13 protein-coding genes and 2 tRNA genes are annotated in these 15,069 nt (G+C 71.5%); 4 read left to right on the top strand and 11 right to left on the bottom strand.

Annotated elements, in window-relative coordinates; translation table 11 throughout:
* Nucleotides 1-5: 5 nt before the first annotated feature.
* The 9 genes from treZ to ABD747_RS09280 all read right to left on the bottom strand — a co-directional run bounded on the left by treZ (nt 6) and on the right by ABD747_RS09280 (nt 6,779).
* Nucleotides 6-1,817 (bottom strand): malto-oligosyltrehalose trehalohydrolase, encoded by a 1,812-nt coding sequence (gene treZ / locus ABD747_RS09320; RefSeq protein ID WP_344803699.1) that lies wholly within the window; start codon nt 1,815-1,817, stop codon nt 6-8.
* Nucleotides 1,814-2,881 carry a UDP-N-acetylmuramate dehydrogenase gene (locus tag ABD747_RS09315; protein WP_344803697.1) on the bottom strand — a complete coding sequence of 356 codons (1,068 nt, stop codon included), beginning with the start codon at nt 2,879-2,881 and terminating at the stop codon, nt 1,814-1,816. The genes treZ and ABD747_RS09315 overlap by 4 nt, the downstream gene beginning before the upstream one ends.
* A 5-nt stretch (nt 2,882-2,886) precedes the next feature.
* Nucleotides 2,887-3,303 carry a MaoC/PaaZ C-terminal domain-containing protein gene (locus ABD747_RS09310; RefSeq protein ID WP_344803695.1) on the bottom strand — a complete coding sequence of 139 codons (417 nt, stop codon included), beginning with the start codon at nt 3,301-3,303 and terminating at the stop codon, nt 2,887-2,889.
* Nucleotides 3,300-3,734 (bottom strand): FAS1-like dehydratase domain-containing protein, encoded by a 435-nt coding sequence (locus ABD747_RS09305; RefSeq protein WP_344803693.1) that lies wholly within the window; start codon nt 3,732-3,734, stop codon nt 3,300-3,302. The genes ABD747_RS09310 and ABD747_RS09305 overlap by 4 nt, the downstream gene beginning before the upstream one ends.
* A 41-nt stretch (nt 3,735-3,775) precedes the next feature.
* Complete coding sequence (locus ABD747_RS09300; protein ID WP_344803691.1) at nt 3,776-4,480, bottom strand: sirohydrochlorin chelatase; 705 nt, start codon at nt 4,478-4,480, stop codon at nt 3,776-3,778.
* A 202-nt stretch (nt 4,481-4,682) separates the two neighbouring features.
* Nucleotides 4,683-4,850 carry a 50S ribosomal protein L33 gene (gene rpmG, locus ABD747_RS09295; RefSeq protein ID WP_344803689.1) on the bottom strand — a complete coding sequence of 56 codons (168 nt, stop codon included), beginning with the start codon at nt 4,848-4,850 and terminating at the stop codon, nt 4,683-4,685.
* 39 nt (nt 4,851-4,889) lie between these two features.
* Nucleotides 4,890-4,965: transfer RNA gene (locus ABD747_RS09290), tRNA-Met, on the bottom strand.
* A gap of 94 nt (nt 4,966-5,059) precedes the next feature.
* Nucleotides 5,060-5,132, bottom strand: a tRNA-Thr gene (locus tag ABD747_RS09285).
* Between the two features lie 255 nt (nt 5,133-5,387).
* Nucleotides 5,388-6,779 carry a glutamine synthetase family protein gene (locus ABD747_RS09280; RefSeq protein ID WP_344803687.1) on the bottom strand — a complete coding sequence of 464 codons (1,392 nt, stop codon included), beginning with the start codon at nt 6,777-6,779 and terminating at the stop codon, nt 5,388-5,390.
* A 12-nt stretch (nt 6,780-6,791) separates the two neighbouring features.
* Between ABD747_RS09280 and ABD747_RS09275 the strand changes: the two genes are divergently transcribed.
* Nucleotides 6,792-7,916: an amidohydrolase family protein gene (locus tag ABD747_RS09275; RefSeq protein ID WP_344803685.1), complete on the top strand. Its 1,125-nt coding sequence runs from the start codon at nt 6,792-6,794 to the stop codon at nt 7,914-7,916.
* 46 nt (nt 7,917-7,962) lie between these two features.
* Here ABD747_RS09275 and ABD747_RS09270 read toward each other — a convergent pair whose 3' ends face one another.
* Nucleotides 7,963-8,886: a homocysteine S-methyltransferase family protein gene (locus ABD747_RS09270; protein ID WP_344803683.1), complete on the bottom strand. Its 924-nt coding sequence runs from the start codon at nt 8,884-8,886 to the stop codon at nt 7,963-7,965.
* Between the two features lie 100 nt (nt 8,887-8,986).
* On the opposite strand from ABD747_RS09270, the gene ABD747_RS09265 reads away from it, so the two are divergent.
* Nucleotides 8,987-9,598, top strand: a complete 612-nt coding sequence (locus tag ABD747_RS09265) for a TetR/AcrR family transcriptional regulator (protein WP_344803681.1) — start codon at nt 8,987-8,989, stop codon at nt 9,596-9,598.
* A 114-nt stretch (nt 9,599-9,712) separates the two neighbouring features.
* On the opposite strand, the gene ABD747_RS09260 is transcribed toward ABD747_RS09265, so the two are convergent.
* Nucleotides 9,713-11,971, bottom strand: coding sequence for a glycoside hydrolase family 3 N-terminal domain-containing protein (locus ABD747_RS09260; protein ID WP_344803679.1), 2,259 nt, complete (start codon nt 11,969-11,971; stop codon nt 9,713-9,715).
* 138 nt (nt 11,972-12,109) lie between these two features.
* On the opposite strand from ABD747_RS09260, the gene ABD747_RS09255 reads away from it, so the two are divergent.
* A complete protein-coding gene (locus ABD747_RS09255; RefSeq protein ID WP_344803677.1) occupies nt 12,110-13,183 on the top strand; it encodes a YncE family protein in 1,074 nt (357 codons plus the stop codon).
* 139 nt (nt 13,184-13,322) lie between these two features.
* Complete coding sequence (locus ABD747_RS09250) at nt 13,323-15,017, top strand: alpha-keto acid decarboxylase family protein (RefSeq protein WP_344803675.1); 1,695 nt, start codon at nt 13,323-13,325, stop codon at nt 15,015-15,017.
* The last annotated feature ends 52 nt before the right edge of the window (nt 15,018-15,069 follow it).

Below are 15,069 nucleotides of genomic sequence, written 5' to 3'. Positions count from 1 at the left end.
CCGTTTCAGGCGCGCACCGTGCGCGAGCCCACAAACGCGCTGAACGGTCCCAGCCAGACGATCTCGTCGGCGTGCTCGGCGTCGCCGACGGTGAGCAGCACCTCCACAGGGCCGGCCACGGCCGCCCGGGCCGGCACGTCGCGGACGTTGATCACGAAGAAGACCGAGCCACGGTCGACGACCAGGGTCCCCTCGTCGTCGTCTGCCGTCGCCTCCCCCAGGCCGAAGCGTGGATCGGTGAAGTCGGCATAGGTCCGGCGCAGCCGCAGCACCTCGGTCTGGAACGTCAACAGCTCCGCGTGCACGCCCTCCCCGGCCTCGCTCCAGTTCAGCTTCGACCGCAGATACGTCGCCACGTCCTGGGGGTCCGGTACGGAGTCCAGGTCCCAGCCCATCTTGGCGAACTCCTCGGTCCGCCCGGTGCGTACGCTCTCGGCCAGTTCGGGCTCCGGGTGGGAGGTGAAGAACTGCCACGGCGTGGACGCGCCCCACTCCTCCCCCATGAAGATCATCGGCGTGAACGGGCTGAGCCCGGTGACCAGTGCGGCCAGCTTCAGCTGGTCCGGGTTCAACACCTCGAACAGCCGGTGGCCGTCGGCCCGGTTGCCGATCTGGTCGTGGTTGTCGGCGCAGACCACGAGCCGCCAGCTCGGCGTGCGCCGGGTGTCGAGCGGGTTGCCGTGCGAGCGGCCGCGGAACGAGGAGTGGGTTCCGTCGTGGAAGAAGCCGTTGTCGAACACCTTGGCCAGTGAGCCGAGGGAGTCGAAGTCGGCGTAGTAGCCGCTGGTGTCGCCGGTCAGCGCCACATAGAGAGCGTGGTGGAAGTCGTCGCTCCACTGGGCGGTCAACCCGTAGCCGCCGCCGTCGCGCCGGGTGATCAGCCGCGGGTCGTTCAGATCCGACTCCGCGATCAGCGAGAGCGGACGTCGAAGGTGCACGCTGAGAGCCGAGGTCTCGATCGCCAGTTCCTCGAGCAGGTGGGTCGCCCGGGTGTCGGTCAGCGCGTGCACGGCGTCCAGCCGGAGCCCGTCGACGTGGTAGTCCCGCAGCCACATCTGGGCGTTCTCGATGATGAACCGGCGCACCTCGTCGGAGTCCTCGCCGTCGAGGTTCACCGACTCGCCCCAGGTGTTCGCGTGCGCGGAGTGCATGTATGGCGCGAACTCGGCCAGGTGGTTGCCGCTCGGACCGAGGTGGTTGTAGACGACGTCCTGGAGGACCGCCAGACCGCGCTGGTGGCAGGCGTCGACGAAAGCCTGGTAGGCCGCGGGACCGCCGTACTCCTCCTGGACGGCATACCAGAGCACGCCGTCGTAGCCCCAGTTGTGCACCCCGTTGAACGCGTTCACCGGCATGATCTCGACGAAGTCGACACCGAGCGCGACCAGGTGGTCGAGCTTCTCGATCGCCGCGATCAGCGTGCCCTCGGGGGTGAAGGTGCCGACGTGCAACTCATAGATCACTCCGCCGGCCAGCTGCCGGCCGGTCCAGGCCTGGTCGCCCCAGCGATACGTCGCCGGGTCGTACGTCCGCGACAGTCCGTGCACCCCGGACGGCTGGCGGCGCGAACGCGGGTCGGCGATCGGCTCGCCGCCGTCGAGGGAGAACCCGTAGTCCACCTCGCCCGCGGCCCAGTCCGGCAATGCCTCCGCCGGCTGCCACCAGTCACCCGGATCGCGGGCCAGCTCGATCTCGACCCGATCGTCGGAGTCCGGGTCCGGATCGGCCAGCACCAGGCTGATCCGCTGCGGCCGCGGCGCCCACACGGTGAACGGAATCGGAACCCCCGGCGGCAGGCTGCCCAGTCCGCCCGTCATAGCGCGCACCCGACCAGGACGGGCTCGGGCTCCAACCCGACGCCGTACGTCTGCCGCACCCCGTCGCGGATGGTCCGGGCCAAGCTCAGCAGATCCTCGGTGGTGGCACCGCCCCGGTTGGTGAGGGCCAGGGTGTGCTTGCTGGACAGCCGGCAGGGGCCGGCACCGAAGCCGCGGCCGAAGCCGGCGCGCTCGATCAGCCAGGCGGCGCTCGTCTTCACCGCGTCGTCGGGCATCGGCCAGCGGGGTGCGTCGGCCGGCAGCCGCTCGGCATCGGCGGCACTGAGGACCGGGTTGGTGAAGAAGGAGCCGGCGCTCCAGGTGTCGTGGTCGGCCGCGTCGAGCACCATGCCCTTGCCGGACCGCAGCCGGAGCACCGCGTCCCGCACCTCGCGCGCCGGTGGCCGGGCGCCCGGGTCGACGCCGAGCGTCCGGGCCAGTTCGGCATAGCGGATCGGCGCGGACCGGCTCGCCATCCGGAACTGGAAGGTGACCGCGGTGATCAGGTAGCGGCCGGGCTTGGCCTTGAACCGGGACGTCCGGTAACCGAAGCCGCACGCCGCCAGCGGAAACGTGGCCCGCTGCCGGGTGCGCCGGTCCCAGGCGTGCACGGTCTGCACGGTGTCGGCGACCTCGCCGCCGTACGCACCCACGTTCTGGATCGGAGTGGCGCCGAGCCGGCCGGGGATGCCCGACAGCATCTCGATCCCGCTCCACTCCTGCTCGACCGCGTAGGCCACGAAGGCGTCCCAGTCCTCGCCGGCCTCGACCCGGACGATCGCCCCGGTGCAGCCGTCCTCGTCGGCGCCGATACCCCGGGTGGCGACCTCGACCACGGTGCCGTCGAAGCCCTCGTCGGCAACCACCAGGTTCGATCCACCGCCCAGCACGAGCACCGGCTCGCCGGCCGCATCGAGGGCGAACACCGTCTCGACGAACTCCTGCTCGCCGGTCACCCTGACCCAGTCACGGGCCGGACCGCCGAGCCGCAGCGTGGTGTGCTCGGCCAGCGTCGGGACACCGCTCCGGCCGGTCTCGGCTGCGGTTTCGGCGGCGGCACTCATCGCGGTCAGCCTCCGAGCCTGACCTCGACCCGGGCGGCACCGAGCACCTTCACCCCGGCGCAGACCGCCTCGACCGTCACCGTGACGACGTCCTCGGAGACTGCGCTGACCGTGCCGCTGAAGCTCACCTCGGCACCGGTGTCGTCGTCGGGCACGAACACCGGCTTGGTGAACCGGGTGGAATAGGCGACCACCCGGGCCGGGTCGCCGATCCAGTCGGTGACCACCCGCAGCGCGGTTCCCATGGTCAGCATGCCGTGCGCCAGCACGCCCTCCAGGCCGAGCGCGGTCGCGGCCCGGTCCGACCAGTGGATCGGGTTGAAGTCGCCCGACGCGCCGGCGTAGCGGACCAGGTCCGCCCGGGTCAGGTGCACGGTCAGCGGCGGCAGTTGGGTGCCGACCTCGATCGCGTCCGCGCTCATGCGGCGGCTCCGGCCGCGGCGTGGGTGTGGTAGAAGGTCGAGGCGGCCGAGCAGACCCGCTCGCCGTCGACCGTGGCGACCTGCACCGATACCCCGATGATGTCGACCTCGCCGCGGACCCGGACTTTCTCGATCGAAAGCACCGCCCGGACGACGTCGCCGGCCCGCAGCGGACGGACGTAGTCGAAGCGCTGGTCGGCATGCACCACCCGGCGGAGCGCGAGGTCGAGCTCCCGGTCGCCGAACAGCGCATCCCAGGATGCTGCGGCGATCACCGCGACGAACGTCGGCGGAGCGATCGGGGCGTCGCCGCCGTAGGCCGGGTTGTCGTCGCCCAGCGCGCGGGCGAACTCGGCGATCTTGGCGGCGGAGACCTCGTACGGCTCGGTCGGCGGATAGGTCCGGCCGACGTGCTGCTCCGAAATCGGCATAGGCCCAACCCTATCGAGCCGGTCCGCCGTCGCGAATCGTCTCAGCCCAGCGCGGCGGTCGCCCGCGCCGCGACGACCGGGGCCAGCCGGTGTCCCAGCGGCGGGGTCAGCGGGTAGCCCCGGTCACGGGCCAGGCAGGCCAGCGGGTCCAGCAGCAGGCCGGGCGAGACGAAGAGCGGCACCAGCGCGACCACACCGCCCTCCGGCGCGTCCGAGACCAGCTCGGGCAGCACGGTCTGCGGTCGCGGGTCGGTGGTGCCGAAGGCCGCCCGGGCCGCGGTGCCCCGGCGCCCGCCCAACCGGTGCGCGAAGGCCTCCACCGCGGCGTTCGCGGAGTCGTCCGACGAGCCCACCGCGTACAGCAGCACGGGCAGGTCCGCCGCGATCCCCGCTTCGTCGACGATCGACTCGACCACGCTCAGCACGTCGTCGCCGGTGCCCAGGATGTCGGCGGTGACCAGGTCGCACCCGCGGTCGGCGCCGGCGGCGGCGACCGTGGCGGGAACGTCGGTCCGCGCGTGGAAGGCGTTGGTGAACAGCAGGGGGACGATCGCGGCCCGCTCGATCCCGTCGGCGACCAGCTCACCGACGACGGTGTCCAGGCCCGGCTCGGTCAGGTCGAGGTAGGCCGCCCGCGCGGGCGCTCCGGCCAGCTCGGCGGTGGCGGCCATCAGGTCGTCGATCGGGCCGCGGACGCCCGGGTGGCGGCTGCCGTGCGCCAGACCGACGATCGCGGTGCGCGTCATTCGGCCGACACCCCGGCTGACGTTGGTATGGCCCGTGCGCGCTCGCACAGGCGATAGGCCATGCGAGCTGGCACCGGGTAGGCGAACTTTCCGCGCCGGCCGGGCTGCCGGCCCGACGTCCGGGGACGCGAAAAGAGCCGCCCGCCGATGGCGGACGGCTCTGTCTGGGTCGTCACCACAGACCCCGACCCCGGAACGAGAGTCAGCGGGTCTCGCGATGCGGCGTGTGGGTCCGGCAGCGCGGGCAGAACTTCTTCAGCTCGAGCCGGTCGGGATCGTTGCGCCGGTTCTTCTTGGTGATGTAGTTGCGCTCCTTGCACTCGGTGCAGGCGAGCGTGATCTTCGGCCGGATATCGGTCGTCTTGGCCATCGTTCTACGTCCCTTTAGTGTTCGTACGGTCGCTTGCGCTGGTAGCGGGAGCGGGATTCGAACCCGCGACACAGCGATTATGAGCCGCTTGCTCTACCGCCTGAGCTATCCCGCTGCGGGCTCGTGGGCCGGTTAGCCCGGCCGGAGCAACGCCGCCTCGCGGTGGCGTTATTCCGCCGGCGCGCGGTTCGCGCCGGCCACAGCACCCGAGCCCCCATGCGGAATCGAACCGCAGACCTTCTCCTTACCATGGAGACGCTCTGCCGACTGAGCTATAGGGGCCTGTGGCGCACTCTCGCGAGCGCGCCGACGCACAAAGATACATGCCCCGGCGCCGCCGCGCGAATCAGATCGGGCCGTCGGCATCGGACCGTCGGCGACACACGATCGGGGCTCCGGGTCGCAGCGGATGGACTCGTCGTGGGACGAACGCCGAGAAGTCCATCCACCGATCGGGCGGGGCCGGTCCCCCGCGGGGCGGACCGACGGGGTGATCACGCCGGAGCCGGCGGCGGTCGGCTGACCGGACGTCCCCGCTCAGTGCACCCATCGGGTCGCCGCGGCGATCTCCGCGGGCGTGGCGCCGGCGAACCGCTCGATCTCGGAGCTGCGGACCGCGACCACCGCGTCGGCCAGCGACGGCCCGAGCGCCGTCCTGAGCACCTCGTCGACGGCGAAGGCCTGCACCGACTCGCCGAGCGAGGCGGGCAACCGGCGGATGCCCCGGTGCTCCAGTTCCTCCGGCGGCAGCGCGGCCGGATCGACGACGACCGGCGGCGGCAGGACCGCGCCGTCGGCCAGGCCCGCGGATCCGGCGGCGAGCAGGCCGGCCAGCAGCAGATACGGGTTGGCGGTCAGATCGACGCACTTCACCTCGAGGTTGGCGGACCAGTCGCCGCTGCCGGTCGAACCGGCGATCGTGCGCAGCGCGGCCTCCCGGTTCTCCGGTCCCCAGCAGGCGTACGCCCCCGCCCAGTGGGACGGGATCAACCGCAGGTACGACGCCACCGACGGTGCGCCGAGCGTGAGCAGGGCGGGCAGCCGGTTCAAGATCCCGGCGGTGAAGCGGGCGCCCTCGGCCGCCATCGACGTTCCCGCCTCCGAGCCGCCGCCGGGAGCACCGCCGGACATCAGATTCCTGTCCTCGCGCCACAGACTCAGATGGACGTGGCCGCCGTTGCCGACCCCATCGGCAGCGACCTTGGGCGAGAAGGACGTCCGGAATCCGTGCCGCAGCCCGACCGCGCGGATCGTTGCGCGCACCAGGACCGAGGTGTCAGCCGCGTCCACCGGAGACTCCGCGGCGACGGACAGTTCGAACTGGCCGGCCGCGTACTCCGGATGGAACTGCTCCACCTCGACCTTCTGCGCCAGCAGCGCGTCCACCACCTCGCGCGCGTAGTCCGAGGCCCCGGCCAGCCGGGCGAGGCCGTACGCCGGTCCGGTGACGCCCGGCACCAGGTCGTCGCTGTCCCGGCCGATCACCCACTCCAGCTCGATCGCGGCCCTCACCTCGAGCTGGCCCGCCGCCAACGCGTCGACCGCGCGCCGCAACGCCGCGCGGCTGCAGCCCGGATGCGGCTCGCCGCCCTGATCGAGCCGGTCGCCCGGCGTCCAGGCCCAGCCGGGTTGGGCGACCAGCGGGACCACCCGGTGCAGGTCGGGCAGGATCCGCAGGTCCCCGACCGGCCCCTCGCCCGTCGCCGGTGCCGCCAGCCAGTCGTCGAACCGGAAGTAGTCGAAGCTCGGCGAGAAGCCCGCGCCCCAGGCGGCGAGGTGTGGCAGCCGGCGGATCGGCACCGACTTCATCCGGGCGATGCCGGCGTTGTCCACGAAGGTGGTGGCGACCAGCGAGACGCCGCGCCGCTCGAGGTCGGGCACGATGGCCCGGGCCTGGGCACTGCGGGTCTCCCGTTCGGCGATGTCCACGAGCCACACACTATGAACCCGGACACTGTGAACAGCGAGCACACCACCGGAGGAGCCGTGGAGCTGATCGACCATCACTGCCATCCGGTCGTGCTGGCCGCCCTGGAGCGCCCGGAGTTCGAGGGTCTGCTGAACGAGGCGGCGGGACCGGCGGCGGGGACGTCGCTGTTCGACTCGATGCTCGGGCTGGCGATCCGGCGCTGGTGCGCGCCGGTGCTCGGGCTGGCGCCGAACGCGGACCCGGACGAGTATCTGCATCGCCGGCGCGATCTCGGCCCGGAGGCCAGCCGGCGGCTGCTCGCCGAGGCCGGGCTGACCCACCTGCTCGTTGACACCGGAATCGCGGACCCGAGGCTGTGCGACCTCGACCAGCTGAGCGGGTTGGCCGGGGCGCGGACGTACGAGGTGCTGCGGCTGGAGACGCTGGTCGAGTCCCTGCTCGCCGCCGGCACGGACGTCGTCGATCTGCCGGGCCAGGTGGAGCGCACCCTGCGTGACACGACGGCGGTCGCCGCGAAGAGCATCGCGGCCTACCGGGTCGGCCTCGACCTGCCCGACCGCAAGCCAGCGGAGCCGGCTCTGGTCGCCGCCCTGAGCCGGTGCCGCGCCGCCGGGCGGACCCGGCGCCTCGCGGATCCCGTGGTGAGCGGCTGGCTCGCCTGGACGGCGCTCGAGGCCGGCCTGCCGCTGCAGCTGCACACCGGGCTCGGCGACGCCGACCTCGATCTGCATCGCGCCGACCCGCTGCTGCTGACCCCCTTTCTGCGCGCCACCGAGGCGCTCGGCCCGGCCGTCCTGCTGCTGCACAGCTATCCGTTCCAGCGCTCCGCGGGCTATCTGAGCCAGGTCTACGGTCACGTGTTCTGCGACGTCGGGCTCGCGGTGCACAACACCGGTGCGTTCTCGGCCACCGTCATCCGGGAGCTGCTGGAGGTCGCACCGTTCGGCAAGGTGCTGTTCTCCACCGACGCGTACGGCCTCGCCGAGCTGTTTCTCGTGGGCTCGTTCCTGTTCCGCCGCGGGCTGGCCCTCGTGCTCGGCGAGCTGACAGCGGCCGGCGAGCTCGATCCGGCCGACGCCGAGCGGATCACCGGCATGATCACGAGCGAGAACGCGCGCCGGGTCTATCGGCTCTGATCACCCACTCCCCCACGCCCAGCACGCTCTTCACCCCTCCCCACCTTCACCCGACTCCCCACAGGGACGCGACGTGGCGGCGGTCGGTGCCGCAGCAGCCGCCGAGCACGGTCAGTTCGGGCAGCGCGCCGCGGACCGCCGCATGCTCCGCGCCGAAGCTCGCCGGGTCGCCCTCGTCCAGCTGCTCGGCCTCGTCCAGCTCGGCATGGCTGCGTCGCGATGCGTTCGAGCGCAGCCCTTTCACCCGCGCCCGCCACGCCCCCGGCGCGTCGAGCGCCGGCTCGAGGTGGCTGGGGTGCGCGCAGTTGACCAGGAAGTAGTCCGGCGGGGACGCCGCGTCGACCGCGTCCACGGCAGCCGCCAGCGGCATCCCGTCGGGCAGCCGTCCGTCGGTCTCCACCGTGAACGAGACGGCGATCGGCAGACCGACCGCTCGCGCCGCCCGGACGATGCCGATCGCCTCGGCCTGATCGGTCAGCGTGTACGCCACCGCGCACTCAGCCCCCGCCTCGGCGAACGCGGCGAGCTGCCAACCGTGGTAGTCGGCCGCCTGGTCCGGATCCATCCGGGATCCGGCCGCATAGCCGTCACCGCGCGGGCCGACCGTCCCGCAGACGACGATGTCGCTCACCGAGCCGGCGTAGCGCCGGCCGAGCTCGCGGAGGTAGCCGATCGCCTCGCTGTTCACCCGCCGGATGCCGTCCCGGTCATAGCCCAGCTTCTCGCCCCAGTCGGCACTGGCCCGCCAGGTCGGCGCCTCCAGCATCAGGCCGGCATCGGCGGCGGCGGCGATCTCGGCATAGCCGGTGTAGTAGTCGGTGAGCAGGGACCGACCGCGATCGCTGTCCAGCAGTGGGAAGGCGGCGAACTCGGGCAGGTCCACGCCCTGGTGAAAGATCAGGTCGGTCTCCAGGCCGCCGTCGGTCACCATCGGGCGTCCGTCGAGTTGCGGCAGCGTCGGATTCGTCATCAGGTTCCCCTCCCACCGGCGGTCGCCGGGTCGGCCGACGGATCGTTCCAGACCGTTCAGTCTGTTTGTATCAGACCGTTCAGTCTGATACAAGAGTTTTGTGCCACGAGACGGAGCCCCGACCAGGGAACGCATCCTCTCCGTCGCCGAGCGGCTGGTGATCGAGAACGGCTTCAGCGCGACGCCGGTCGAGCGGGTGATCGCGGAGTCGGGCACGTCCAAGGGCGCGTTCTTCCATCACTTCGACTCCAAGGTCGCACTGGCCCGCGCGCTGGTGGACCGCTACGTCGCCGCCGACCTCGGCCACCTGGACCGTGCCCTGGCCACCGCGCAGGCCGAGCACGACGATCCGGTCGAGCGGGTGATCGCGTTCGTCCGGCTGTTCGAGGAGGAGGCGGACGCGCTGATGGCCGAGCAGTCCAGCTGCCTCTATCTCGCCGTGCTGACCGAGCGTCAGCTGGCCGACGTCGGCACGGCCGAGCAGATCGCAGCGGCCGTCGTCGGCTGGCGCGACGCCGTCGCCGCGATGATCCGGGAGGCGTACGCGGCCCTCGAGTCGGCCCCGACGATCGACCCGGCCGCGCTGGCCGACCACCTCTTCGTCACGTTCGAGGGCGCGTTCCTGCTCTGCCGCTCGACCGGCGACCCGACCCACATGCGCCGCCAGCTCCGGGTGCTGCGGGAGCTGGTGGAGTCGCTGCTGCGCCGCTGAACTCGACTGAGCTGCGAATCAGCGGCGGAACCGCCCTTCGACAAGCTCAGGGCACGTTGTCTTGGACAAGCTCGGAGCACGGATGCCTTCGACAAGCTCAGCGCACGGGTGCGCTCAGCCGGTGACCTCGAAGCTGGCGGTCAGCGACGCCTCGGAGTCGGCACCGACGTACACGTCGAAGGTGGAAGTGTCGAGCACCCAGTCGCGGACGGCGGCGTTCCAGTAGCGCCGCTCGTCCGGGCCGACGACGAACTCGACCGTCTGCGACTCCCCCGCCTCGAGGGAGATCCGGCGGAACCCCTTGAGCTCGCGAACCGGCCGGGAGGCCGTGCCGTGCCGCTGGTGCAGGTACAGCTGGACGACCTCCTCCGCTGACCGGTCACCGGTGTTGGCGACCTGCACCGAGACGGTGGCGGAGTCCTCGGCACCGACGGTGGTCCGGTCCAGGGCCAGGTCGGCGTACTCGATCGAGCCATAGCTGAGCCCGAAGCCGAACAGGAACAGCGGCGTGCTCTCCTCGTCCCAGTAGCGCTTGGCCTGGTTCGCCGGCTCGTGCGAGATGGTGTAGGTGTAGATCATCGGCACCTGGCCGACGGTGCGCGGCCAGCTGAACGGCAGCTTCCCGCCGGGCGCCACGTCGCCGAAGACCAGGTTGGCGACCGCGCTCCCGCCGCGGCTGCCGGGATACCAGATGTCGAGGATCGCCGGCACGTTCTGCGCCGCCCAGCGCAGGTCGAGCGGCCGGCCGTTCATGACCAGGGCGACGGTCGGCGTACCGGTGGCGACGACGGCCTGCAACAGCTCCAGCTGCCGGCCGGGCAGCTCCAACGACGAGCGGGACGCGGCCTCGCCGATCATGTTCTGCCACTCCCCGATCACGACGACCGCGACGTCGGCTCCGGTGGCCAGCTCGACCGCTCGCTGCAGTTCGGCCGAGTCGTCGAACGACTCGCCCGGATCCTCCGGCGCATTGCCGGGGAACATGTCGAACATCGACGCGAAGTGCCGCTGCGCCGGCCGGATGCCCGGGGCGAAGTCGACCCGCACACCGTCGCCGGCTCGCTGCCGCAGGCCCTCCAGCACGGTCACCGTCTCGTCCAGGTCGAAGTCGAAGCACCACGGACCGAGCGTGTCGCGCTTGGAGTCGGCCAGCGGGCCGAGCACCGCGATCGAGCCGATGTCGGCCGGCAGCGGCAGCAGGCCGCCCTCGTTGCGCAACAACACCGCGGAGCGCTCGGCGGCCACCCGGGCTACCTCTCGATGGGCCGGATCGGACAGCACCTCGGCCGCCCGGTCCTCGTCGACGTAGGCGTTGTCGAACAGGCCGAGCAGCAGCTTGGCCCGCAGCACCCGTCGGACGCAGGCGTCGATCGCCTCCTCGGCGACCAGGCCGTCCTCGACCGCCTTCGGCAGGTAGCCGTACGCGGGATCGGCCATCGCCATCTCCAGGTCGACGCCGACCTCCACCGCGCGGACGCCGGCGTCGGTCAGGTCCGCCGCGAATCCGTGCGTCATCAGGTTGCGCACCGCGTTGGCGTCGCTGACCACGAAGCCGTCGAATCCCCAGAGCTTGCGCAGCACGTCGACGAACAGCCAGCGGTTGCCGGAGGCGGGAATCCCGTTCAGGTCCATGTACGCGGTCATGATGTTGCCCGCGCCGGCCTCGACCGCCGCCTTGAACGGCGGCAGGTAGACGTTCCACAGGTCGTAGTCGGACAGGCTCACCTCGTCGTAGTCGCGGCCGCCGATCGCCGCGCCGTAGCCCGCGAAGTGCTTCGGACCGGCGATGATCCGCTCCGGCGTGCCGAGGCCGGCGCCCTGGAAGCCGCGGACCTGGGCGGCGGCGACAGCCGAACCCAGATAGGGATCCTCACCGGCGCCCTCGATGATCCGGCCCCAGCGCGGATCGCGGGCGATGTCGACCATCGGAGCGAACGACCAGTGGATGCCGACCGCCCGCGATTCGCGCGCGGCGACCGCCTGACCGTGCTCGATGGTCTCCGGGTCCCAGGACGCCGCCATCGCGATCGGGACCGGCAGGATCGTGCGCAGTCCGTGGATGACGTCGAAGCCGAACAGGGCCGGAATACCGTGCCGGTTGCCCTCCAGCGTGAGCCGCTGCAACCGGTTGATCTCGGCCGGGTTGGTGACGAACAGCAGCGAGCCGGCTTCGCCACGCGCGAGTGCGCCCTCGACCCCTCCGATGGTGTTCTCCGAAGCGCTGGCGAGGTCGCCGTGGTCGCGGTCCACCGCCGCACCGAAGTAGAAGTACTGGGTGAGCTGGCCGGCCTTCTCGGCCAGGGTCATGGCGGCGAGCAGGTCGTCGATGCGGGCTTCGATGGCGGCGTCGGTGCCGAGGTCGGTGCTGGTCACCTGCGCAACAGTATGTGTGCCCTTCCCGCCGTCGCAGAGTGGTGCGGGTTTCGGAATTGAAGCTCGGTTCAACCGGAATTGGAGTGCTGACCGGCAGAGTCTGCGGCGAGCCACATTCGACCAGCAGAAAGGCACCTCATGTCCGTCCACCGCCGGATCGTCGCGAGCGCGGCCGCCGGGGCGATCGCCCTGTCCGTCGCCGTGACCGGGACCGCATCGGCCGCTCCCGCCATGCCGACCGCCGCCGCGGCGGCCAAGGCACCAGCCGTCCATACCGTCGGAGTCGGCAGCAATCCATACGCCGTCGCCGTCTCGCAGAGCCTCGGCAAGGCCTTCGTGGTCAACGACGGCAGCGTGTCGGTGGTCAGCCTGCTCACCCACCGCGAGCTCACCGAGTTCGGCACCGGCAACAACCAGTACCAGAACGACATCGCCCTGATGCGGAGCAATACCCAGGGCTACATCACCGACAACGCCATGAAGAACCTCACCGTGATCGACACCGAGACCTACAAGGTGGCGAAGCAGATCCCGGTCGGCTACGGCGCGATCGGGGTGGTCAAGGCCAACACCTCGGCCGGGCAGCGGGCGTACGTCATCACCGCTGCTCACGCCGGTCCGCAGGGCTCGGGAGCCAGGAACGAGCTGGTGGCCATCCAGACCAGCACGGGCAAGGTGGTGGCGCGCACCAAGCTTCCCCAGTCCCCTGGCGCGGTGGTCGTCGCACCCGGCGCCAAGAGCGTCTGGGTCGGCGGTGACGTGGACGGCAAGATCTTCCAGGTCAGCACCAAGACCGGCAAGATCACCAAGACGTGGAAGCCCACCAAGGCCGGTCCGATCACCGCGCTCGCGTTCGCGCCGGGTGGCAAGAAGGTCTGGATCACGGGCCTGGCCGGGGTCTCGGTGATCAGCGCGAAGAGCGGGAAGTCGGCCAAGTTCATCACCGCGCCGAAGATCTTCCCCGGATTCATCGTCCCGAACGACGTCGTGCTGAACGCGTCCGGGAAGTACGCGTTCGTGGAGAACTCCGTCCAGAACGCTCAGGGCGACGTCAGCGCGGTCGCGGCGATCAACACCAAGACCTACAAGGTGGCGTGGCGGGTCAAGACCGGCTCCCAGCCGGAGGGCATGGCGCTGGACAAGACCCGCGGCGTCGCGTACGTCCCCAACTACGACGACGACACGGTGAGCTACTTCTCGGTCCCGAAGTAGCCGATTCCGCGAGCGGCGGCGATCCGCCCGTCCTCCGATCGGGGGACGGGCGGATCGACCGGTGGTTCGGCCGATCGGCCGCTGCCGTCGTCGGGTCGCGGGCGACGATGGCAGCACACGAATCACGAAGGGCATCTCGATGGACATCACGACCCGCGACGAATCGACGTACGTCGTCGCCGACTACCTCCTCGACCGACTGGTCGAGCTCGGCCTGGACCGGATCTTCGGCGTACCGGGCGACTACACCCTCGGCCTGCTGGACCACGTGGTCGGCAACGGCCACCTGACCTGGACCGGCTGCACCAATGAGCTGAACGCCGGCTATGCCGCCGACGGCTACGGCCGGCTGCGCGGGATCGCCGCGGTCTGCACCACCTTCGGAGTGGGTGAGCTCAGCGCGATCAACGCCATCGCCGGCAGCTACGCCGAGCATGTGCCCGTGGTGCACATCGTCGGCGCGCCGGCAACGGTCGCGCAGCGCGAGGCGCGTCCCGTGCATCACACGCTGGGCGACGGCCGGTTCGCCCACTTCATGGACATGCACGCCGAGATCACCTGCGCCCGGGCGGCGCTGACCGCGGAGACAGCGGCGGCCGAGATCGACCGGGTGCTGCTGGCCGTCCGCGACGCGCACCTGCCCGGCTATCTGCTGCTGCCGTCCGACGTGGCCCAGGCTCCCGTCCGGCGGCCGGCGCGGCAGCTGCCGGCCCGCACCGACACCACCGATCCGGAGGCGCTGGCCGGCTTCCTGATGGACGCCGAGCGGGTCCTCCGGGCGGCCGGCTCCGACGTCGCGCTGCTCGGCGGGCTGATGGTGCACCGGCTCGGCGCGACCAAGGAGCTCACCGCGCTGATCGAGCACGGCCGGCTGCCGTTCGCCACCACGGTCTGGGGCAAGAGCCTGGTCGAGGAGAGCACGCCGGGCTTCCTCGGCATCTACACCGGGGAGAGCAGTGACGAGACCACCCGGCGTCTGATCGAGCACTCCGCGTGCCTGATCATGGCCGGCGTCCAGTTCACCGATCTGAACAGCGGCCTGTTCACCCAGCAGATCACCCGCTCGCGCACGGTCGAGGTGAACGCGCGGACGGCGTCGGTCGGCGCGGCGACGTATGCGCCGATCGAGCTGCCGACCGCCCTCGCCGCGCTCTCCGACCTAATCGGGGCGATCACCCCGGCGAACAAGCCGGTCCTGCAGCTCGCCGATCGCGAGCCGGCCGTCCCGCTGCGCGGCGACGCACCGCTGGACCAGGAGACGCTCTGGGAGAGCGTGCGCCGGCACCTTGGCGACGGCGACATCGTGCTGGCCGACCAGGGCACAGCGTTCTACGGGATGGCACCACGCCGTCTGCCGGAGGGGGTCACCTTCGTCGGCCAGCCGCTGTGGGCCTCGATCGGCTACACCCTGCCGGCCCTGCTGGGCGCGTGTACGGCCCAGACCGGACGGCGCGGTGTGCTGCTGATCGGTGACGGCGCCGCCCAGCTCACCGCGCAGGAGCTGTCGACGATCATGGCGGTGCAGCTGCCGGCGTTGATCGTCGTGGTCGACAACGACGGCTACACCGTCGAGCGGGCCATCCACGGGCCGAACGAGCCGTACAACGACATCGCCCACTGGGACTGGACCCGGTTGCCCGCAGCGCTCGGGGGCACCGGCGTGATCACCGCCCGGGCCGGCACCGTCGGCGAGCTCGGTCGGGCGCTGGAGCTCGCCGACGCGAACCCCAGCGCGATCACCGTCGTCCAGGCGTTCGTGCCGGCCGACGACGTACCGCCGCTGCTGGCCAGCCTCACCCGGGTGCTCGGCCGGGCCGCCACCCGGACCGCCTGAGCTGCACCGGCTCCCGCCTCCGGACGGGAGCCGGCGGCCGGGGCCGGCACTC

The sequence above is a fragment of the Microlunatus ginsengisoli genome, from assembly GCF_039537205.1.
GTDB classification, from domain to species: Bacteria; Actinomycetota; Actinomycetes; order Propionibacteriales; family Propionibacteriaceae; genus Microlunatus; species Microlunatus ginsengisoli.
Note: the sequence above shows the minus strand (reverse complement) of the source record. Positions and strands in the feature narration are given on the sequence as shown.